The following is an 18,639-nucleotide window of genomic DNA, read 5'->3' as shown; positions in this document are numbered from 1 at the left end:
GTCGTCTCCTCCTCCTATGGTGCGGTCCCTCGGGACGCGCGGTCAGCCGGTCCGTCGCAGGTCGGATTTCCGCCTGTCCCGTTCGGCTTGGGTTTTCTGCCGGTCCACGCTGTAGACCGGCCGGTCGAAAATCCTGCGGTCCTCGGTGACGACGGCGCCGTAGAGGTCGCGCGCCGCCTCCGCACCGACCAGCCCGTCGTTCAGGTCGTCCTCGATCGCGCCGGGGTCGCGCTCCAGCGGATCGCCGTAGCCACCGCCACCGGGAGAGCCGAGGTCGAACCGGTCCCCCGCCGCGAAGCGCACGCGTTCGGCCTTCGAGCGGAAGGGCGGGGTCCAGGTCTTGCCGCCGGTGTGCAGGGTGACGCTGTTGCCGGCCGCAGGCCGACCTCCGCCGACGCCGAAGGGCTGGTGGTCCACCCGGTCGCCGAGGATCGACACCAGCACGTCCGACAATGTCTCGATCCCGTAGGCCGACCCGCAGCCGCCCCGGTGCAGCCCCGCGCCGCCCGACCCCTCACGGATCGCGTAGTGGTCGAAGCGGACGGGATAACGGTGCTCCGACATCTCGACCGACATGAACTTGGCCATGGAGCTGGGCGGGGTGCCGTTGATCAGCCCGTCGGATTCCGCGCTGCCGCCGTAGCCGCCCGGGTAGGGATAGACGGCGACGAAATAGCCCCCCTCGTCCGGACGCCTGCCCGACACGGTGGCCACGCCGGTGGTCCCGAAGGGCGCGGCCGGGGCAAGCGCGGGCATCGCCTGGGCAAAGGCGCCGAAGACCACATCGACGATGCGCTGCGTGATCTCCGTCGTACCGCCCACGGCCGAGGGGTAGCTGGCCGACAGGATACAGCCCTCGGGGATCGCGAAGCGGGTCGGGCGGAAGGCGCCGCCATTCACCGGCACGTCCGGGAAGATGTGCTTGAGCGCGACGAAGCACATCGACCGCGTCGTCGCGTCCGAGATGTTCATCGGCCCGACCGCCGGGCCGTCGGTTCCGGCGAAATCAAAACTCAGGTCGCTGCCCGTGACGGTCAGTGCCAGCCGCACCTTCAGCGGTGCATCGACCACGCCGTCGTTGTCGAAGAAGTCCTCGACCCTGTAGGTGCCGTCCGGCATGTCCGAGATGTACGACCGCATCTGCGTCTCGGACCGGCTCATCATCTCGGCGATGCAGTCCTTGAGGACCGGCACGCCGTAGCGCCCGATCAGGTCGTCCAGCCCGCGCTGTCCGATGGCGAAGACGTTGATCATCGCCGACAGGTCGCCCAGAAGCTGCTGCGGAAGGCGGACGTTGGCGGTGATCATGCCGATGATCCCCTCGTTCCGCTTTCCGCCCTCGACCAGCTTGAGCGGCGGGATGATGATGCCCTCCTGGTGGATCTCCTGCGCGGTCGGAACCCAGCCTCCTGGCGTGCCGCCGCCCATGTCCATCCAGTGACCGGTATTGGCGAACAGAGCGAACAGCTCTCCGTCCACGAAATGGGGGGAAATCAGGATCACGTCGTTCAGATGCGTGCCGGAGAGGTAGGGATCGTTGGTGATCCAGACGTCGCCGGGCCGGAACCCTCCCGCCTTCTCGACGAAGGGGATCATCCGCTGCACGGTGAACTGCATGTTGGCCAGGAACATCGGCAGGCCGAGCCCGCCCTGCGCGATGGTCTCTCCGGTCAAGGGATCATAAATGCCATGCGCGCAGTCGTTGGTTTCCGAGATGATCGGGGAAAGCGCCGCCCGGATCAGGTGCTGGTCCATCTCGTCGCCGATCTGTTCCAGCGCGCCGCGCACGACGGCAAGGGTTACGGGGTCCATCATGCCACCTCCACCAGGATGTTCTGGAGCCGGTCGACCCGCGCTCTCTGGCCGGGCTCTATGACCGAGGTCGTGTCGCCCTGTTCCACGATGGCGGGGCCGTCGAAGCCCATGCCGGGCCGGAACGTCGCGCGGTCGTAGATCGGTGTCCGGATCCAGGCGCCGAACCAGACGTCGCGATGCCCGACCGGCGCGGGCGTATCGGTCGCCTCCTCAACTTCGGAGCCGAGCGGCGGCTTCGGCCGCACACCCTCGACCGCCGTGACCAGCCCGACCAGGGCCACCGGGATGCCGTCCAGCGTGTTGCCGTATTCGGTCTTGTACAGATCCTCGAACGCCGCGGTGATGCGGGCGTGCGACCAGTCGGCCTCGATCGGGACGCGCAGGGTGTGGATCTGTCCGATGTAGGAGATGTTGGCCAGATGCCGGACCTCGGTCGCCTCGAGCGTCACGTTCGCGGCCTCCAGTTCGGCCCGCCCGTCCATGGCCTGCCGGGCGAGGATCTCGCGGATCTCGGTCTCGGGCACGTCGCTCAGCGGTTTCTCGATGGTGCGGGACAGGTCGTAGCGCAGGTTCGCCACGGCGCAGCCAAGCGCACAGAGCACGCCGGGGAAAGGCGGCAGCAGCATCGTTCGAATCCCGACCTCGCGCATGATCGCGGCGCCGTGCAGCGGGCCTGCGCCGCCGAACGAGACCTGGACGAAATCGCGCGGGTCCAGCCCCTGCTCGACCGTCAGAAGGCGCGTGCGACGGGCCATGATGTGATTGACGACCGTCAGGATCGCCTCGGCCGTCTGCTCGACCCCGAGGCCCAGCTGGTCGCCGAGCCGCTGCATCGCCGCCCGCGCACCCGCGATGTCGAGCCGGTCGAGATGCTTCAGCCCGATCGGACGATCGGGATTGATCCGTCCCAGCACGGCGTTCGCATCCGCCACGGTCGGTTCGGTCCCGCCGCGTCCGAAGCACACCGGCCCCGGCACGGCGCCCGCGCTCTGCGGGCCGACCTGAAGGATGCCGCCCCGGTCGCAATAGGCGATGGACCCGCCGCCCGCGCCGATGGTGTGCACGTCGATCATCGGCAGGCGCAGCGGCACGCGAAAGTCGAGCTCTGTCGTCTCGGCGATCTGCGGCTTGCCGTCGACGATCACCGCAACGTCATAGCTGGTGCCGCCCATGTCACCGGTGATGACGTTGGCAAACCCCGCCTCCCGCGCGATCTGCGCGGCGGCCATGACGCCGGCGGCCGGACCCGAGCGGACGATGTTGGCCGCCTTCTCCGACAGCTGCGGCAGCGGCACGAGGCCGCCGTTGGACTGCATGACCAGCGTCTGCCGCCCGAATTGCAAAGTGCCCAGTTTCGCCGTGAGGTTGCGCACGTAGCGCGAGACCAGCGGCTGGAGGTAGCCCTGCACGACGGCGGTGCTGGTGCGCTCGAACTCGTAGTATTCGCGCACGACGTCCGAGGACAGCACGACCTCCCAGTCGGCATTGGCGGCCTTCAGGATTTCCTTCGCACGCCGTTCATGCGCGGTGTTGGCGTAGCTGTGCAGGAAGGCGACGATGACGCATTCCACGCCCTCGCCCGCCAGCGCGGCGGCGAGGTCGTGAAGCGCGGCCTCGTCCAGCTCGGTCAGCACGTTGCCCTTGTGGTCCATGCGGCCTGCGACTTCCCACCTCATCCGGCGGGGGACGAGGGGCTGCTGCACGCCGGTGAGGCCGTACATGCGCTGCCGGTCGCGGCGGCCCAGTTCCAGGATGTCGCGGAAGCCCTTCGTGGTGATCAGCGCGCATGTCGCGCCCCGACGTTCGATCACCGCATTGGTCGCGATGGTCGTGCCGTGCAGGATCGCGTCCAGCCGCGCGATGTCGAGCCCGGCGGCGCCAAGCGCGTCGATCAGGCCCCGGCTCGGGTCGTCGGGGGTCGACGGGACCTTGAGAACGCGATCGCCGTCCGGACCTGCGCCGGACGAATAGTAGAGGTCGGTGAACGTGCCGCCGACGTCGATGCCAACCAGTTCGGTCATGACAGTTTCCTTTGAGCGGCGGCGGCCGCAAATTCGGCCAGCACCCGCCCGGTATCCGCGCCCAGTTCGTGGCTCGGCTCAAGCTCTGCCAGCGGGGTGCCCTCGTAGCGCAGGGGCGAATGCTGGACGACGATGCGCCCCAGTTCCGGATGGTCCTGATATTGCAGCGACCCGCGGGCATGCATGTTCTCGTCCTCCATCACCTCGGAGAGCGTCCGTACGGGTGCGCAGGGTACGCCGCCGGCCATCAGCTGGCCGAAGGCTTCTTCCTTGGTGAAGCGCGCGGTCCAGCCGCCGACGATGGCGTCCACAGTGTCCATCACCGCCACACGCTCCTTGAGCGAGGCGAAGCGCGGGTCCTCCAGCAACTCGGGCCGCTCCATGACGTGGCAAAGCTTCTGCCACTGCTTGTCGCCGACGCAGATGATGGCGATCCAGCCGTCGGAGGTCGGGTAGACGTTGTACGGGCTCTCGGCCATGCCGCCGTGGCGGTTGCCGGTGCGTGGGGGCGGCGGCGTCGCCTCGTCGCGGGTGCCCCAGACCATGCCGAGGGACGAGGAGAGCGAGGCATAGACCGCATCCTGCATCGCAACGCTGACACGCCGGGCGACCCCGGTGCGTTCGCGGTCGAGCAGCGCGGTGGCGATCGCGCCATAAAGGTGGATGCCCGCGAAGAAGTCGCAGAGCGCCGGTCCCGCCTTGACCGGCGGGCGGTCGGGGAAGCCGGTGATCGACATGACGCCGGACATGGCCTGTACGGTCAGATCCATCGCCGGGTAGGTCCGGTAGGGCCCGTCCACGCCGAACCCGGTGGAGGACGCGTAGATCAGCCGGGGGTTCAGCGCCTGCATGGCGTCCGCGTCGATGCCGAGCTTGGCCGTCGTGCCGGGGGCGAAGTTCTCGACCATGACATCGGCATCGGCCACGAGCGACTTGAGCGCCGCAAGGCCCTCAGCGGTCTTGAGGTCCAGCACGACGGAGTCCTTGTTGCCATTGAGCATGGCGAAGGGCAGGGCCGCCCCGCCCACGACACCGCGCCGGCGCAGCGGCTCGCCCCCCGGCGGTTCGATCTTGATGACGCGGGCCCCGGCGGCGGCCATCAGGAAGGTGGCGTAGGGACCGTTGTAGATCTGGCTGAGGTCGATCACGGTGATCCCGGCCAGAGGTTGGTGCATGTCGGTCATGTCGTCGCTCACGTCCGGGACCCCATCCGTCCCTTGCCCCGGTGCCGCGTCCAGTTGTGGACCGGCCACATGTCCTGATCCTCGCCATGGCCGGTGACGCCGTTGATGGTCCATTCGATCAGGCCGTTGCTGTCGACGAAGCTGTGCCGGTTGATGATGATGCCGCTCAGCCGCCGTCCTTCGGCATGAAGCTCGCGGCCCAGATCGTCCCGTCCCTCGACCGTGATCGTCTCGACCACGCCGTCGGCGTCGCGGGTGACGCGGCGCTGGCCGGAAACGACATTCGCGGTTGTCCCGTCCAGCGTGAAGAACCCGTTGGTGATCGCGTAATCCGGGTCGTTCCATTTGGTCACGACAAGGAAGCAGCGGCTCGGGTCCGAGATGCCGCTCACATAGGCGCTCTGACCGGGGCGGTGTTCGGGGCGGGGGCCCCAGCTGCGGTCGCGGATGGCGTAGCAGTCGATGTCGATATCCTCGCCATGCAGACGGATCGTGCCGGTCACGTGGCCGAACTGGTCGAAATGCGTCAGTTTCTGGAAGGACCCGTCGTTCTTGGACATCGGGCGCGGCGGCATCACGGCGTCGAAGGTCAGGTCGAGCGCGATCAGCCCCCGGTCCTCGAACCCCATGGGGTCCTTGAAGGTCAGGTGATATTTCTTCAGCGGCTCGAGCATGCGGATCGACACGCCGTTGCGCAGGGTCACGTCCCGCAGGTCGGCGTCCCGGTCCAGCGGCATCGCGGTGAGGTTCGAATAGTAGGGCACCTCCCACGGCTGATGCGCGCCGGGCTCCCAGATCCAGCAGCCGCCCGAGACGGTGCCGATGTTGGGTCGGAACATGTTGTAGAGCCAGCCGCCCAGCCCGATCTCGGGCTTGCAAAAGGAGAACCAGGCCGTCTCCGTCATCCACCACTTGTCGCCGAGGACGTCGAAGTGGAAATTGTCGTCCTCGGGCACGACGGCGGGTTTGTCATGAACGGTCATGGTGTCAGGTCTCCTTGGCAATGGGGGGAAAGCCCCGCTCGGCCATCCGCCCCGAGGAGGGCGCGGCAAGCTGGGCTTCGTAGCGGACAAGCGCCGCGAACAGTGCGAGCGCGGGCGCGAAGGGAATGCTGTCGTCACGGATGCCCTGGGACAGACGCGCCCGGGCCTCGCGCAGCGTGTCGAAGCGCGCACCGAGGAGATCCTCGATCAGCCGCTTCTTCCGGATTTCCGTCTCGCGTCCGATCATGTCGTACTGGCGAAGGTACTTGATGACCTTTGCAGTGTTCTTCGCAAAGTCGGTGACCTTTCCCGGATGGCCGTCGGACAGCGTCAGCAGGTCGGTCACGATGTCGTCGTAGTATTCGGTCCGGTCTGTGGCCTCAACCGGGATCTCATCGACCACCGGGAGGTCGATGCCCTGAGCCGCCGCCAGTGCATCGACCAGCAGCCTCCGGTTCAGCGATCGCGACACGATGGAATTTCCCGGCAGGCCCGTCACGTTGCGGTGTCGGATCACGACGACCCGCAGAGACACGAAGACGCGGTGATACAGCAGCCGTTCGCGGTCGATGGTGCGGCCGGAGGCGGCCTCGTATGCAGCGAGTGCGGCGGCAAAGTCCGGCACCGGCTCCATCACGCTGCGCATGCAGAACCAGGCGAGGTCTTCGACCGGGTCGCCGGGATGGGCGAGTTCCCAGTCGACGAGGCCGGTCATGTGACCGTCCTTGAACAGAAAGTTGCCGGGTCCCGCATCGCCGTGCACCAGCACGGGGGGGTCCTCGGGATCGGGTAGGTTAGTGGTCAACCATTTTAGCGCAAGGTCGATCAGCGCGTCCTCGCGACCGGTTTCCTGATACATCGCCTGCCAGGTGCGGATTTCGTCCAGCACACAGCCGCGGATGGTCGCGGGGGCGGGGAAATCGGTGCCGCCCAGATCCGCGAACGGGTGCCGGTGCAACTCTGCCAGAGCCTTCGCGAAATCCTCTGCGATGGCGGCCTTCTCGTCCGGATCGGTGAGTCGCCGGTAGTCGGCGCGTCCTTCGGCCGCCGTGGTGATGATCGCCTGATAGCTCCTGTGGACCGCAAGCAGCCGCGGTGCACGCACGTCCGTCGCCTCCAGAGCCCTGTAGATCAAGGCTTCGCGCCATACTGTATAGGGTTCGGCCGAAGGTTCGCGGGGTGGCTGATAGCGCAGATAGACGGTGTGCGGCACATCATGGCCGGGCTCCAACCCGATCAGCCAGGACCGGCAACGGTTGCCTCCGGAAATCTGCATCCAGTCGCGAACGGATGTGCCAAAACAGGCTTCCACCCACTCCCGCAGTTCTGCCTCGGATGCGTCGTGCCGGGATCCGTCTCCCTGAGGTATGACCGTCAAGTCTGTGTGCACGCGAGTCACTTCTCTCTCTGGGCAATGGTTCTGGCCAAACCGTATGTCGGGCGAAATTCATTTGCAACTATTTATCAGACCTTTTATTAAGGTCTACGAATTTATCGCCCGGCCGCTTGCATGCGCGACGGGAGCAGGAGGCCTGACACCATGGCACGTTCAGAGACGGCGCGGTTGATTTCCGGTTTCCGACCCGGCGAACGGGTCTTCATGATCGGGTCGACCGGGGCCGTCCTGCCGTTCCTCGACGCCTTCGCGTCGGGTGACCTGCCGCCGCTGCATCTGACCTCGAGCCTGGTGCCGGGGGTGAACGACCTGCCCGCCGCGCTGCCGGATGAAAGCCGGCTCACCAACGCCTTTCCCGTTCCGGGCCTTCCGGCGTCTCGGGCGATGCCGCTGTCTTACGGGGGCTACCTTTCCTGGCTTGCGTCGCAGACCTTCGACACCTGCATCGTCCAGGTTGCGCCGCCCGCACGGGGCAGGGTGGCGAGCCTGGGTTGCGCGGCCGAATTCGCACCTGTCGGCATGACACGCAGCCGCCGGATACTGGCCGTTGTGAACCCTGCGGTTCCGCATGTTCCCGACGCGGCCACGCTGGACCTCGACCAGGCGGAGGCGGTGTTCGACATCGATCATCCGCTGCCTGAATACCTGCCGGGCGCTCCGGACGCGCAGGCCCGGGCGATCGCCGGCCATATCGCGGCCTTCATCACCGACGGCGCGGCGCTCCAGGTCGGGCTGGGGCGCGTGCCCGATGCCCTGCTCATGGCGCTCACCGACCGGCGCGGGTTGCGGATGCAATCCGGCATGATATCGGATTCCGTGCGGGCGCTGCACGAGGCGGACGCACTGGACCCGGACTGGATGCACATGAGCTGCGTTCACGTCGGGTCTTCGGCACATTACGACTGGATGCGCAAGCGCAGCGGTTTTGCGGTTCTCGGCTGCGACGTGACACATGATCCGGGGCGCCTCTATCGGTCCGACGGGCTGGTCGCGGTGAACGGCGCGCTCGAGGTCGATCTGTTCGGCCAGGCCAACCTCGAACATGCCGGAACACGTCGGGTCAGCAGCGTGGGCGGGGCGGCGGATTTTTCCCGTGCGGCTTCGCTTGATCCGCGCGGGATCAGCGTCGTCGGGCTGCCGTCCGATCTGCGCAAGGGCACCGTGTCGCGCATCGTGCCAAGGCTTTCGGTCCCGGCCTCGCTGCCGCGCCATGACATCGACGTCGTGGTGACGGAGCATGGCAGCGCCGATCTGCGCGGTCTCGGTCCCGAGGAGCGGGCGGACCGGCTGATCGCCATTGCCGCGCCGGACCACCGTCCCGCCCTTGCCGCCGCCTGGGAGGAGATGGCCCGGGCCTGAGACCGGCAGCGCGAACGCGCCGCCGGTCGGAACGGCAACCGCAGGTCAGGACGTCAGGATGATCCGGCCGGTGACTTGGCCGTGCTCCAGCTTGTCGATCGCCTCGTTCGCCTGGTCCTTCGGCATCCGGTTCACAGGCACCGGAGGCAGCTTGCCGTCATTGGCCAGCTTGATCACCGCCGCTAGGTCATGGAGGCTGCCGGTCGCCGATCCGATGATCTGGCGCGGCTTGAAGATCATCCCGGCCGTGGACAATGGAATCTCGCCCCCGCCGACACCGACCAGAACAAGCTTTCCGCCCCGACCCAGCACGTCGAGGCCGACCTGCGTGGTCTTGCCGTTATTGACGAGGTCGATGCAGGCCGCCGGCGCCCCGCCGGCGATCTTGTGCACCTCGTCGATCATGTCCGGGCCCGACAGGACAAAGCCGATGGCGCCGGCCTCGAGCGCCGCGTCGCGCTTGGATTCCGAGATGTCGGACATGATGATGTTGCTGTAGCCCAAGGCCTGAAGCATGGTCAGCGCGGCAAAGCCAAGCCCGCCCGCGCCGATCAGCAGGATCATCGAATCCTTCGGCATGTCACCCATCTTGGCAATCGCGGAATAGACCGTGATGCCCGAGCAGGCGAACGTGACCGCGACCGCCGGATCGACATTGCCGTAGTCGAACAGATAGCGCGGATGCGGCAGCAGGACGTGGGAGCCGAAGCCGCCGTGATGGATCACCCCGACCGCATGCGGCTTGTCGCACATGTTCTCGTCGCCGCGCTTGCAGACGGCACATTCGCCGCAGCCCATCCACGGATAGATCACCCGCGTGTCGCCGACCTTGACGCCCTCGGCGTCCGGGCCGACCGCGACCACTTCGCCCAGCACCTCGTGACCCGGCGCGCGGGGCAGGGACACGCCGCGCTCCAGAATGTTCAGCTTCTTGCCGCCGCCGAGGTCGTATTCGCCCTTCCACAGGTGCAGGTCGGAATGGCAGACCCCGCAATGGGTCACGCGGACAAGCACTTCGGACCCCGCGGGCACGGGGTCCTCTTCGTGAATTTTCTGAAGCGGTTTGCCCGGCTCCACGATTGCCCACAGTTCCATGATATCCTCCTCACAGGACAGAAATTATCTAAACATCAGACCAATTCAAACATCGGTCCCGAAAAGGTTCAAGTCCGAAACCGCGTCATTCCACCAGACCGGGCAGGAACAGCACGATTGCAGGAAACGCCATGAGCAGGACGACCACGACAAAATCCGCCAGGAGGAAGTACGTGACCCCCTGAAAGATCCGCCCGACGCCGATCCTGTCGCCGACCACGTTCTTGATGACGAAGACATTCAGCCCGATCGGCGGGGTGATCATTCCGATCTCGAGCAGTTTGGCGAGGATCACGCCGAACCACAGCAGGTCGAACCCGACCTCGCGCGCGACCGGCAACAGGATCGGCAGCGTCAGCAGCATCGCCCCGAGCGGATCGAGGAACATGCCCAGCACCAGATAGAGCAGGACAATGCCCGCCAGCAGGAAAGCGGTGTTGGAGGCCAGTCCCAGCACGCCCGCCGCGATGTAGTCGTCCGCGCCCGTTAGTGTCACGAAACGGCCCAGAAGGTTGGCGCCGATGGCTATGACGAAGATGGCGGCGGTGGTCGTGAACGTCTCGATCAGGGACACCCTGAACCGGTCCCAGGTCAGTGCCCGGTTGAAGAGCGCTATCAGCGTGCAGAGCACCGCGCCGACGGCTCCGGCCTCCGTCGGAGTGAAGATGCCGGCGAAGAGGCCTCCGAACACCAGCAGGGCCAGCAGGAGGATCGGCCCCACGCTGATGAGGACGCGGAGCCGGTCCGGCCAGGAATAATGCTCCTCCACCCGGGGCGCGATGGCGGGGTTGACCGTGGCCCAGATCGTCACGACGAGGACGTAGGAAACGGTCGTCAGCAGCCCCGCACCGACCGCGCCGACGAAAAGCGGGCTGATCGGGACCTGTGCGATGATGCCGTAGATGATCAGCAGGATCGACGGCGGTATAAGCGCCCCGATCGTACCGGCTGCGGCCACGGTGCCGGTCGCCAGCCTGTCGTCGTAGCCCTGCCGCGTCATCTCGGGCACCGCGATGCGGCCCATGGCGGCGGCACAGGCGACCGACGATCCGGTGACCGACGCGAAACCCGCCGCGCCGAAGATGCTGGCCACCGCCAGCCCGCCGGGCAACCGGGCCAGCCACATGCGCGCGGCGTTGAACAGCCCGCGCGTGATCCCGGTGTGATAGGCCAGAAAGCCCATCATCAGGAACATCGGCACGGAACTCAGCTGCCAGCTGGCGGCGAAATTGTACGGGATGACCTTCAGCGCGCCGATGGCCGGGCGCCACCCGAAGAGCAGCCAGATGCCGACGAAGGGCACCGCCACCAGCGCCGCGCCGATCGGCACGCGCAGGGCGATCAGCACCAGAAGGACACCGATCAGAAGTACGCCGAGCTGCGGATCACTCATGGGCCACCGCCAGGTCTTCGGAGCCGGGAAGCCGTTCCGGTGTCAGCGGCTGACCCGCGAGATAGGCCACGAACTTGAGTAGCACGTAGAGCGACAGCAGCGCATAGCCGAAGGGCAGGGCGAAGTAGCCGAACCAGATCGAGATCGCCATGTCCTTCTCGATCATGAAGGTCCGGATTGCGAATTTCGACATCGCCTCGGTCCAGGTGGCGTAGCCGATCACGGCAAAGATCAGGGCGGTCACGGGGTAGGTCCAGCCGTAGAGGTGATGCTTGACGCGGGCCGGGAAGCGTTCCGTCAGCACCTCGACCGAGATGTGGCTGTCGAACCGTTCCACGAAGGCGAGGGGCAGGCAGACGAGGAACACCATGTAGTAGTTCGCGACGAACACGATGGTGCCGGTCATCGGCCGGCCGAAGAACGACCTGAGCACGACGTCGAGCGTCACGTGCCCCATCATCACGACGATGCAGAGGCCGGCGATCACGGCCGTCACGTTGGTGGCCGCATCGAGGATGCGCTTGAGAAGGGTCATCGCGGGACTCCGATAGGGCGCCCGGCCGCGAATCCGGGCGCCGATGGTCAGTCGGGCAGGGTCAGTCCATCCCGAGCGTTGCGGCATCCACCTTGGAGCCGATCTCGGTCCAGTAGAGATCCGCAAGCTTGGCCTTGTCCTCGCCGATGTCGGCGGTCAGGCCCTTCCACTTGTCCACGAGGCCGCGGAACGTCTCGATCTTCTGGTCGACGTTCTGCACCTTGAACTGGTCGGTGAACTGCGCGGCCACGGTGGCGACGTCCTTTTCGACGAAGTCCGCGGTGGCCTTCAGAAGGCTCTCGTCGCCCTCGGCGATCTCGACACCCTTCTCCTTGGCGGCCGCCATGCCTTCTGCGTCATCCTCGAGATAGGCGAAGACCGCGTCGGCGCTGAGCGTCATCGCCGCCTTGAGCATCCCCGCGCGCTGTTCGGCGCTCAGGCCCTGCCAGACGTCGCGGTTCACGTTCGCCGCGCCGAGGCCCATGAAGACCCCGCCCGGTGCGCCGAGGTTGATGTTCTTGGTCACGTCGATGTAGCGCCCGCCGATCAGGTCGCCGAGGGGGCTCATCGTGCAGTCGACCACGCCCTGGCTCATCGCGTCGTAGGTTTCGTTGCCCGGTACGGTCACCGCGGACCCGCCAAGGGCATCGGTCCAGCGGGCATAGTTCGCGGCACCGGCGCGCAGGCGCGCGCCCGTGACGTTGTCAGCCGTGACGATCGGCTTTGAGCAGAGCAGCCGGTAGGGCGGCGTCGAGGTCCCAGAGAGGTAGACCTGGTTGTTCGCCTTCATCTGGGTCAGGCAGTCCGGGCAGTTCAGCAGGGTGTATTCCATCATCGCCCCCGCCATGGCCGCGCCGGGGTTGGCGTTCGGCGCGCCGACCGTCGCCAGCATCGACAGGTTGGCCGGCAGGTTCACTTCCGAGAATTCGACCGGGTGATAGGGGAACACGACAAAGCCGATGTCGGTCAGGCCGTCGCGGACGCCGCCCGCAGTTTCGGCCAGCGTCAGGAGCGACATGGCATAGACCTTCGCGGGCAGCTGAAGCTCTGTCTCCAGCGTCTTGCCGAAGGCGACCAGCGGTTCGTAGGCGGCATAGATGTCGGGCAGGCCAAGCGCGATGCGCAGGTCCTTGGCCGATGCCGCACCGGGCAGCGCCACGGTTGCGGCCAGTGTCGCTGCCGTCAGATAAGATGTGAACGTCTTCATGTCTTCCTTCCTTGTTGATCCGGACGTGGCCGGTGCTCCTTAGCAGAGACTGTCGTAGTTCGACGGGTTAATATCATACCATTTGCATATCGCAAAGGTGGATAGTTAGCTAAGTTACGTTAATTCCGGGTTAACGATGAGTACGCTCTTCCCGACATGTCTGCGCGCGAGGATGTCGTCGTATCCCTGAAGGGCGTCTTCGAACCCGTAGGTGCGACCGACCTGTGCCTTCAGCCGCCCGTCGGCGTAGGCCGCGAGCATCCGGTCGAACTCCTCGCGGCCGCGTCCGCCGGTGGTTTCGATGGCCAGCCGCGCCTCGACCCCGATGACCGCGATCATCTTGACCAGCATCACGTTGGTGCGCGGTGCAGAAGGTGTGCCAGAGGTGAAGCCGACGACCAGCACCCGACCGCCCGGCGCGATGCACCGCAGCGAGTCGTCGAAGACCTGTCCGCCGACCGGGTCGAGGAACACGTCCGCGCCACGCCCGCCGGTCAATGCCTTGACCCGGTCGCGCAGGCTCTCGGTGCCGAGGTCGATCACGTGATCGGCAATCAGGTGATGCGGCCCCGACCCTGTCAGCGTCGCAAGCCGTCTGGCATCGTGGCCCGTCGCGATCACCGTGGCGCCGAGGTGCTTGCCGATCTGGACCGCGGCCTGCCCGACGCCGCCGGTCGCGCCATGCACCACCAGCACCTCTCCGGGCTGCAACCGGCCGCGGCTGCCCAAGGCGTTCCACGCGGTCCAGGCGTTCATCGGATAGGCAGCGGCCTCGACCAGCGTCATGCCGCGGGGCACCGCAAAGACGAACTGGGCCGGCATCACGGCATATTCCGCCAGCCCGCCTCCGGCGAGGTCGAAGGAAAAGGCGGAGACCCGGTCGCCGACGGACAGGTGTTCCACCCCGTCGCCGACGGCCGTGATCACGCCCGACATCTCGCTGACCGGGATGTAGGGCAGGGGCGGCGTCTTCTGGTAGCTGCCGTTGAGGACCAGCGTCTCTCCGAAGGCGAGGCCGGCGGCCGCCACGCGGATCTGGACCTCGCCGGGGCCGGGCAGCGGCACGGGCATGTCCTCGATCGCCATGACGTAGGGGGCGCGGTATTCGCGGCAGACCCAGGCCTTCATGTCCGGGTCCTGTCGGCGAGTTCGGCGAGCACCTCTGCCGTGTGCTCCCCGAGCAGCGGGGCGTTGCGGCGATGCCGTGCGGGAGAGGCCCCGAAGTCCACCGGATGCACGGGCTGGCGGAAGGATCCGTAGACCGGGTCGTGATGGTCCGCCAGAACCCCGGCGGCCCGGATGATCGCATCGTCCGCGATGGTGGCGGCGGAATTGATCGGGGCGAAGACGGTGTCCTCGGCCTCCAGCAGCTCCAGCCAATGGGCACTGGTGTCCCGGGCCAGCGCGTCGGCGAAGAGCTTGTTGAGCGCGGCGGCATTGCGGAAACGGCCGCCGATGGCGTCGAACCGCGGGTCGGTGATCAGCGCATCCAGCCCGAGGGCACGGCAGCACCCGGCGAATTCCTCGTTCGAGACGTGCCCCACGAGGATGTGGCCGTCGCGCGTCGCGAAGACATACTGCACGCCCGAGAGGGTGCCGCCGGCCTGGACGCCCGGCCCGGTGAAGGTCGCGCCCGGCATCGCCTCGGGCCAGAGGAACGACAGCGCGGCACTGAGCATGTTGACCTTGATGTGCTGGCCCTTGCCCCGGCGGAGGCGGTGCAGTAGCGCCGCCGTCACCCCCTGCCAGACCACCATGGAGGCGATCTTGTCGGTGATGGCGGTCTGGACGGTCCGCGGCTCTCCGGTCTCGCGGTCGGCCTGGACGGAACAGAAGCCCGCCAGTCCCTGCGAGACGATGTCGTAGACACGACGCCCCCGGACCGTCGGATGGTCGCCCAGACCGCTGATCGAGACATAGATCAGCTGGTCGTTCGCCGCGCTCAGGTCGTCATAGCCAAGGCCCATCCGCTCCATCACGCCGGGACGGAAGTTCTGCACGACGACATCCGCCGTTTCGGCCAGGGCGCGGGCGGTGCGGGCGTCGTCCGGATCCTTGAGGTTCAGCACGACGGACCGCTTGTTGCGGTTGATGTTCACGAAGAGCGTCGCGATGTCGGCGACCCCGTCGCGCCGGTTGCCGATCTGGCGGGACTGGTCTCCCTGCGGCGTCTCGACCTTGATCACGTCCGCACCCTGATCGGCGAGGAGCATCGTCGCGAAGGGACCCGAAAGGGTCGAACAGAATTCGATGACGCGGAACCCGTCCAGCGGGCCCGCCGGATCCCCGGCCATGATTTTCCTCCCTTGAGGCGGAGCCGCGAGGGCAGCCTGTACCGGCCGCACCGCAGGGAGTCCGCCCCCTCCGGCGACAGGATAGCGGCACCGGATTTCCCGAGTCAATAAAAGATCAAATCATTCGATAATTAGGTTGGCCGGATCCATTTCTCTTCGTCGGAGCGCGCAGCCGGACGGGGCCGCGGACGTGCGGTCCGGGTGCAGAGGCGGGGTGCAGAGGCGCTAGAGGATGGTGTAGCCGCCGTCGATGGTGACGGCAGAGCCGGTCATGTAGGCCGCGTCGTCCGTCACGAGGTTCAGGACCGCGACGGCGATTTCCTCGGGCCGGGCAAGGCGCCGGGCGGGAATCTTGGCCTCGATCGCGGGCAGCCAGCCCTCAACGGTGTCGGCCCTGTGGTCCACGAGCGGTGTCCGGACATAGCCGGGATGGACCGAATTGACCCGGACCGGCGGCGTCATCGCCGCGCCTTCCAGCGCCGCGGTCCGCGTGAGCAGCAGGACCCCGCCCTTGGAGGCGCAGTAGCCGGCGGCCTTGGGAATGGCGACGAAGCTGTGGATCGACCCCATGTTCACGATCGCGCCGCCGGTCGGGGCCATCGCCCGCATCCCGTACTTCAGTCCCAGGAAGACGCCGTCGAGATTGACGTCGATGATCCGGCGCCAGTCCGCGAAATCGGTATCCATGATCGTCGCGGGCGTCCGCATGGAAACGCCCGCGTTGTTCACGAGGATGTCGAGCCGGCCGAAGACCTCGGTCGTCCGGGCGATCACGTCCTGCCAGGATGCCGGATCGGTCACGTCATGGACAAGCGGCAGGAAGGTCGGGGAGGCCAGGCCGGACTGCTCTGTCACGTCGGTCGAGACGACGCAGGCCCCTTCGGCAAGGAAGCGTGCGACGCAGGCCGCGCCGATGCCCGATCCACCGCCGGTGACAAGGGCGATCTTTCCGTGAAGTCTGGTCATGGCGTCATCCCTCTGTCGGATCCGTGGCGGATGCCGCCGCGTCCAGTTCGTTGCGAATGGCGTGGTAGGCGTCGACGTGCTTCTGCATGCGGCTGAAGGCCAGCGTCGCATCGCCATCGGCGATCGCGTCCAGAATCCGCCGGGCGGCGGCCACGACCACCGCACGCATGTCGGCATCGAGGAAATCGTTTGTGTGCGGATGCAGAAGGGTGGATCCGATCGGCTGGTAGACCGCCATCAGGATCGGGTTGTGGGCAGCCCGGGCCATGGCGATGTGCCAGTCGGAGTTCCGCCGGACAAATTCCGTCCGGTCGTCGGTGTCCGCCATGCTCTGAATCGCGTCGCGCATCGCGTCGATATCCTCGGGCGTCCGGTTCTGGGCGGCCAGCCGCGCCAGTCCGGGCTCAAGAAGTTCGACCGTGTCCATGATCGCGCGCAGCGGCGGATTGCCGTTCCGCAGATAGGCGTCCAGCGACTGCACGATGGTCTGCACGCCGGATTCGACCACAAAGCTGCCGCCGTTGCGGCCGCGGCGGGTTTCGACCAGACCCTGCGCCTCGAGCACCCGGAGGGCATCGCGGACGGACCCGCGGCTGAGCTGCGACCGCTCCATCAGGTACTTCTCGCTCAGCAGGTCGCCCGAAGTGAACTCTCCCGCCATGATCTCGTCGCGCAGTTGGGCGGCCAGAACCTCGAACAGCTTTTCGGTCTGGACCGGTTTGATTTCCAGCATGTCCCGCACGCCCTTCGGTTGCCTGCCACGCCTTGCCTATACCGGATTATTCGGACCGGGTGTCAACGGTCGCGACTTTTTCGGGTTTGTGCGGCAGGTGTGCCGCAGGGGTTGACGATCGGCGACCTTCGCCACGGGATGCAGACCGTACGGACCTGGGACGCATCCCAGTTGCCCCTGGACCGGTCATTCACTAACACTCGTCCGGGACCGCATCGGCGGGACTTCCCGGCGCGAAGGGCGCGAAACACAATCCGAATATTCTCCGGACATGCCTCGGGCCGATCCGGACTGCGACTGGACAGACGATGACAGACACCAGAGAGGCCGCCCGCGCGCCGCTGACCTTCCCATTCGAGGACATCCCGGCCTTCGGAGAGCCGGTCGAGATTGCAGAGGGCATCATCTGGGTCCGCTTTCCGCTGCCGTTCCTGCTGGATCATGTGAACGTCTACTTCATCCGCGACGGCGATGGCTGGGCGGTCATCGACACCGGCATCAACACCAAGGATGCCATCGCAATCTGGGAGATCGTCCTGCGCGACGTGCTGAAAGGTGCGCCGGTCACCCGTGTCGTCGCGACCCATGTCCATCCCGATCACATCGGTCTGGCCGGCTGGTTGTGCGAGAAGTTCGAGGCGCCGCTGCTTACCAGCCTGTCGGCCTTTACCGAAAGCCGTCTGATTTCTCTGGCACCGAACGAAACCGGGTCGCGGCAGTTCTTCGATTTCTACGTCAGCCACGGAATGTCCGCCGAAGGGGCGGGGATCGTGGCGATCCGGGGCAACGAATACCTTCAGCTGGTCCATCCGCTGCCGCGCTCCTTCCACCGGCTGGTGCGGGCCGACGTCCTGATGATCGGCGGGCGCGAATTCCGCGTGCTGACCGGGGAGGGGCACGCCGCCGAGCAGGTGATGCTCTACTGTCACGAAGAGGGCCTGCTTTTCGCCGCCGATCAGGTGCTCGAGCGGATTTCGCCCAATGTCAGCGTCTCGGCGACCGATCCGAACGGCGATCCTCTCGGCCATTTCCTGCGCAGCCTCCGCCAGCTGCGGCAGGACATTCCTGCCGATGTGCTGGTTCTGCCCGGCCACCGGCGGCCCTTCAGGGGGTTGCACACCCGCACGGCCGAACTGGAAGAGCATCACGAGCACAGGTGCGACCTGATCCGGAAGGCCTGTTCGGATGCTCCGAAGACCGTGGCCGACCTCGTTCCGGTGCTGTTCACCCGCAAGCTGGATGCGCACCAGATGAGCTTTGCCTTCACCGAGACGCTGGCGCATGTCAATCGTCTGGTCCGGCGCGGCGAACTTCAGCCGGTCCTGAAGGACGGACTTCTGGCGCATCGCACGCTGACCCGGGACTGACTTTCTCGGAACGCAGGCAGGTCTTTTGTCTAGCTCGGCCGGGATCGTCGGCGCGCAACCTCCGCCAGCACCCTGTCCGTATCCGCGCCCAGCTCGTGGCTCGGCTCCAGCGTGGCCAGCGGGGTGCCGTCGTAGCGCAGGGGGGAGTGCTGGACGACGATGCGGCCCAGCTCGGGGTGGTCCTGATATTGCAGCGACCCGCGGGCGTGCATGTTCTCGTCTTCCATCACTTCGGAGAGCGTGGTCACGTCCGTCAAGGTGGTGTAATTTCCCGGATGGCCTGAGGGCATG

The 18,639-nt window shown here is 66.7% G+C and carries 16 protein-coding genes; 2 read left to right on the top strand and 14 right to left on the bottom strand.

All coding sequences use genetic code 11. The features are described from left to right. Positions 1–42: 42 nt before the first annotated feature. The 5 genes from IE266_RS21525 to IE266_RS21505 are packed head-to-tail and all read right to left on the bottom strand — an operon-like array spanning position 43 to position 7,381. Complete coding sequence (locus IE266_RS21525; RefSeq protein WP_189682194.1) at positions 43–1,815, bottom strand: hydantoinase B/oxoprolinase family protein; 1,773 nt, start codon at positions 1,813–1,815, stop codon at positions 43–45. Then, a complete protein-coding gene (locus tag IE266_RS21520) occupies positions 1,812–3,836 on the bottom strand; it encodes a hydantoinase/oxoprolinase family protein (RefSeq protein WP_189682193.1) in 2,025 nt (674 codons plus the stop codon). The genes IE266_RS21525 and IE266_RS21520 overlap by 4 nt, the downstream gene beginning before the upstream one ends. Then, positions 3,833–5,032: a CaiB/BaiF CoA transferase family protein gene (locus tag IE266_RS21515; RefSeq protein WP_229864376.1), complete on the bottom strand. Its 1,200-nt coding sequence runs from the start codon at positions 5,030–5,032 to the stop codon at positions 3,833–3,835. Before IE266_RS21515 ends, IE266_RS21520 begins: the two co-directional genes overlap by 4 nt. After that, entirely contained in the window at positions 5,029–6,003 is a 975-nt protein-coding gene (locus IE266_RS21510; protein WP_189682192.1) for a DUF7064 domain-containing protein, read from the bottom strand. Before IE266_RS21510 ends, IE266_RS21515 begins: the two co-directional genes overlap by 4 nt. Before the next feature lie 4 nt (positions 6,004–6,007). Next, on the bottom strand, positions 6,008–7,381 hold the full coding sequence (locus tag IE266_RS21505; protein WP_189682191.1) for a phosphotransferase family protein: 1,374 nt from the start codon (positions 7,379–7,381) through the stop codon (positions 6,008–6,010). A gap of 162 nt (positions 7,382–7,543) precedes the next feature. Here IE266_RS21505 and IE266_RS21500 point away from each other — a divergent pair, with 162 nt between their 5' ends. Further along, positions 7,544–8,758 (top strand): acetyl-CoA hydrolase/transferase family protein, encoded by a 1,215-nt coding sequence (locus tag IE266_RS21500; protein ID WP_189682190.1) that lies wholly within the window; start codon positions 7,544–7,546, stop codon positions 8,756–8,758. A gap of 45 nt (positions 8,759–8,803) precedes the next feature. Here the strand turns inward: IE266_RS21500 and IE266_RS21495 are convergent, their stop codons facing one another. From IE266_RS21495 to IE266_RS21460, 8 genes are all read right to left on the bottom strand, one after another. Further along, positions 8,804–9,853 carry an alcohol dehydrogenase gene (locus IE266_RS21495; protein WP_189682189.1) on the bottom strand — a complete coding sequence of 350 codons (1,050 nt, stop codon included), beginning with the start codon at positions 9,851–9,853 and terminating at the stop codon, positions 8,804–8,806. An 85-nt stretch (positions 9,854–9,938) separates the two neighbouring features. Further along, complete coding sequence (locus tag IE266_RS21490) at positions 9,939–11,246, bottom strand: TRAP transporter large permease (protein WP_189682188.1); 1,308 nt, start codon at positions 11,244–11,246, stop codon at positions 9,939–9,941. Further along, a complete protein-coding gene (locus tag IE266_RS21485; protein WP_189682187.1) occupies positions 11,239–11,781 on the bottom strand; it encodes a TRAP transporter small permease in 543 nt (180 codons plus the stop codon). Before IE266_RS21485 ends, IE266_RS21490 begins: the two co-directional genes overlap by 8 nt. A gap of 61 nt (positions 11,782–11,842) precedes the next feature. Beyond that, positions 11,843–12,988, bottom strand: coding sequence for a C4-dicarboxylate TRAP transporter substrate-binding protein (locus IE266_RS21480; protein ID WP_189682186.1), 1,146 nt, complete (start codon positions 12,986–12,988; stop codon positions 11,843–11,845). Between the two features lie 114 nt (positions 12,989–13,102). Then, positions 13,103–14,116 (bottom strand): NADPH:quinone oxidoreductase family protein, encoded by a 1,014-nt coding sequence (locus tag IE266_RS21475; protein WP_189682185.1) that lies wholly within the window; start codon positions 14,114–14,116, stop codon positions 13,103–13,105. Then, positions 14,113–15,282: a CaiB/BaiF CoA transferase family protein gene (locus IE266_RS21470; protein WP_189682184.1), complete on the bottom strand. Its 1,170-nt coding sequence runs from the start codon at positions 15,280–15,282 to the stop codon at positions 14,113–14,115. Before IE266_RS21470 ends, IE266_RS21475 begins: the two co-directional genes overlap by 4 nt. A gap of 225 nt (positions 15,283–15,507) precedes the next feature. Next, positions 15,508–16,248 (bottom strand): SDR family NAD(P)-dependent oxidoreductase, encoded by a 741-nt coding sequence (locus IE266_RS21465; protein WP_189682183.1) that lies wholly within the window; start codon positions 16,246–16,248, stop codon positions 15,508–15,510. Positions 16,249–16,252: 4 nt separating this feature from the next. Next, the gene (locus IE266_RS21460) at positions 16,253–16,981 is read right to left on the bottom strand and encodes a FadR/GntR family transcriptional regulator (protein ID WP_189682182.1); all 729 of its coding nucleotides are present in this window, start codon (positions 16,979–16,981) and stop codon (positions 16,253–16,255) included. Between the two features lie 308 nt (positions 16,982–17,289). Here IE266_RS21460 and IE266_RS21455 point away from each other — a divergent pair, with 308 nt between their 5' ends. Next, on the top strand, positions 17,290–18,348 hold the full coding sequence (locus IE266_RS21455) for an MBL fold metallo-hydrolase (RefSeq protein ID WP_189682181.1): 1,059 nt from the start codon (positions 17,290–17,292) through the stop codon (positions 18,346–18,348). 29 nt (positions 18,349–18,377) lie between these two features. On the opposite strand, the gene IE266_RS21450 is transcribed toward IE266_RS21455, so the two are convergent. Further along, on the bottom strand, positions 18,378–18,638 hold the full coding sequence (locus IE266_RS21450) for a CoA transferase (protein WP_229864374.1): 261 nt from the start codon (positions 18,636–18,638) through the stop codon (positions 18,378–18,380). Position 18,639 lies beyond the last annotated feature (1 nt).

It is taken from the genome of Seohaeicola zhoushanensis (genome assembly GCF_014656415.1).
GTDB classification, from domain to species: domain Bacteria; phylum Pseudomonadota; class Alphaproteobacteria; order Rhodobacterales; family Rhodobacteraceae; genus Seohaeicola_A; species Seohaeicola_A zhoushanensis.
Note: the sequence above shows the minus strand (reverse complement) of the source record. Positions and strands in the feature narration are given on the sequence as shown.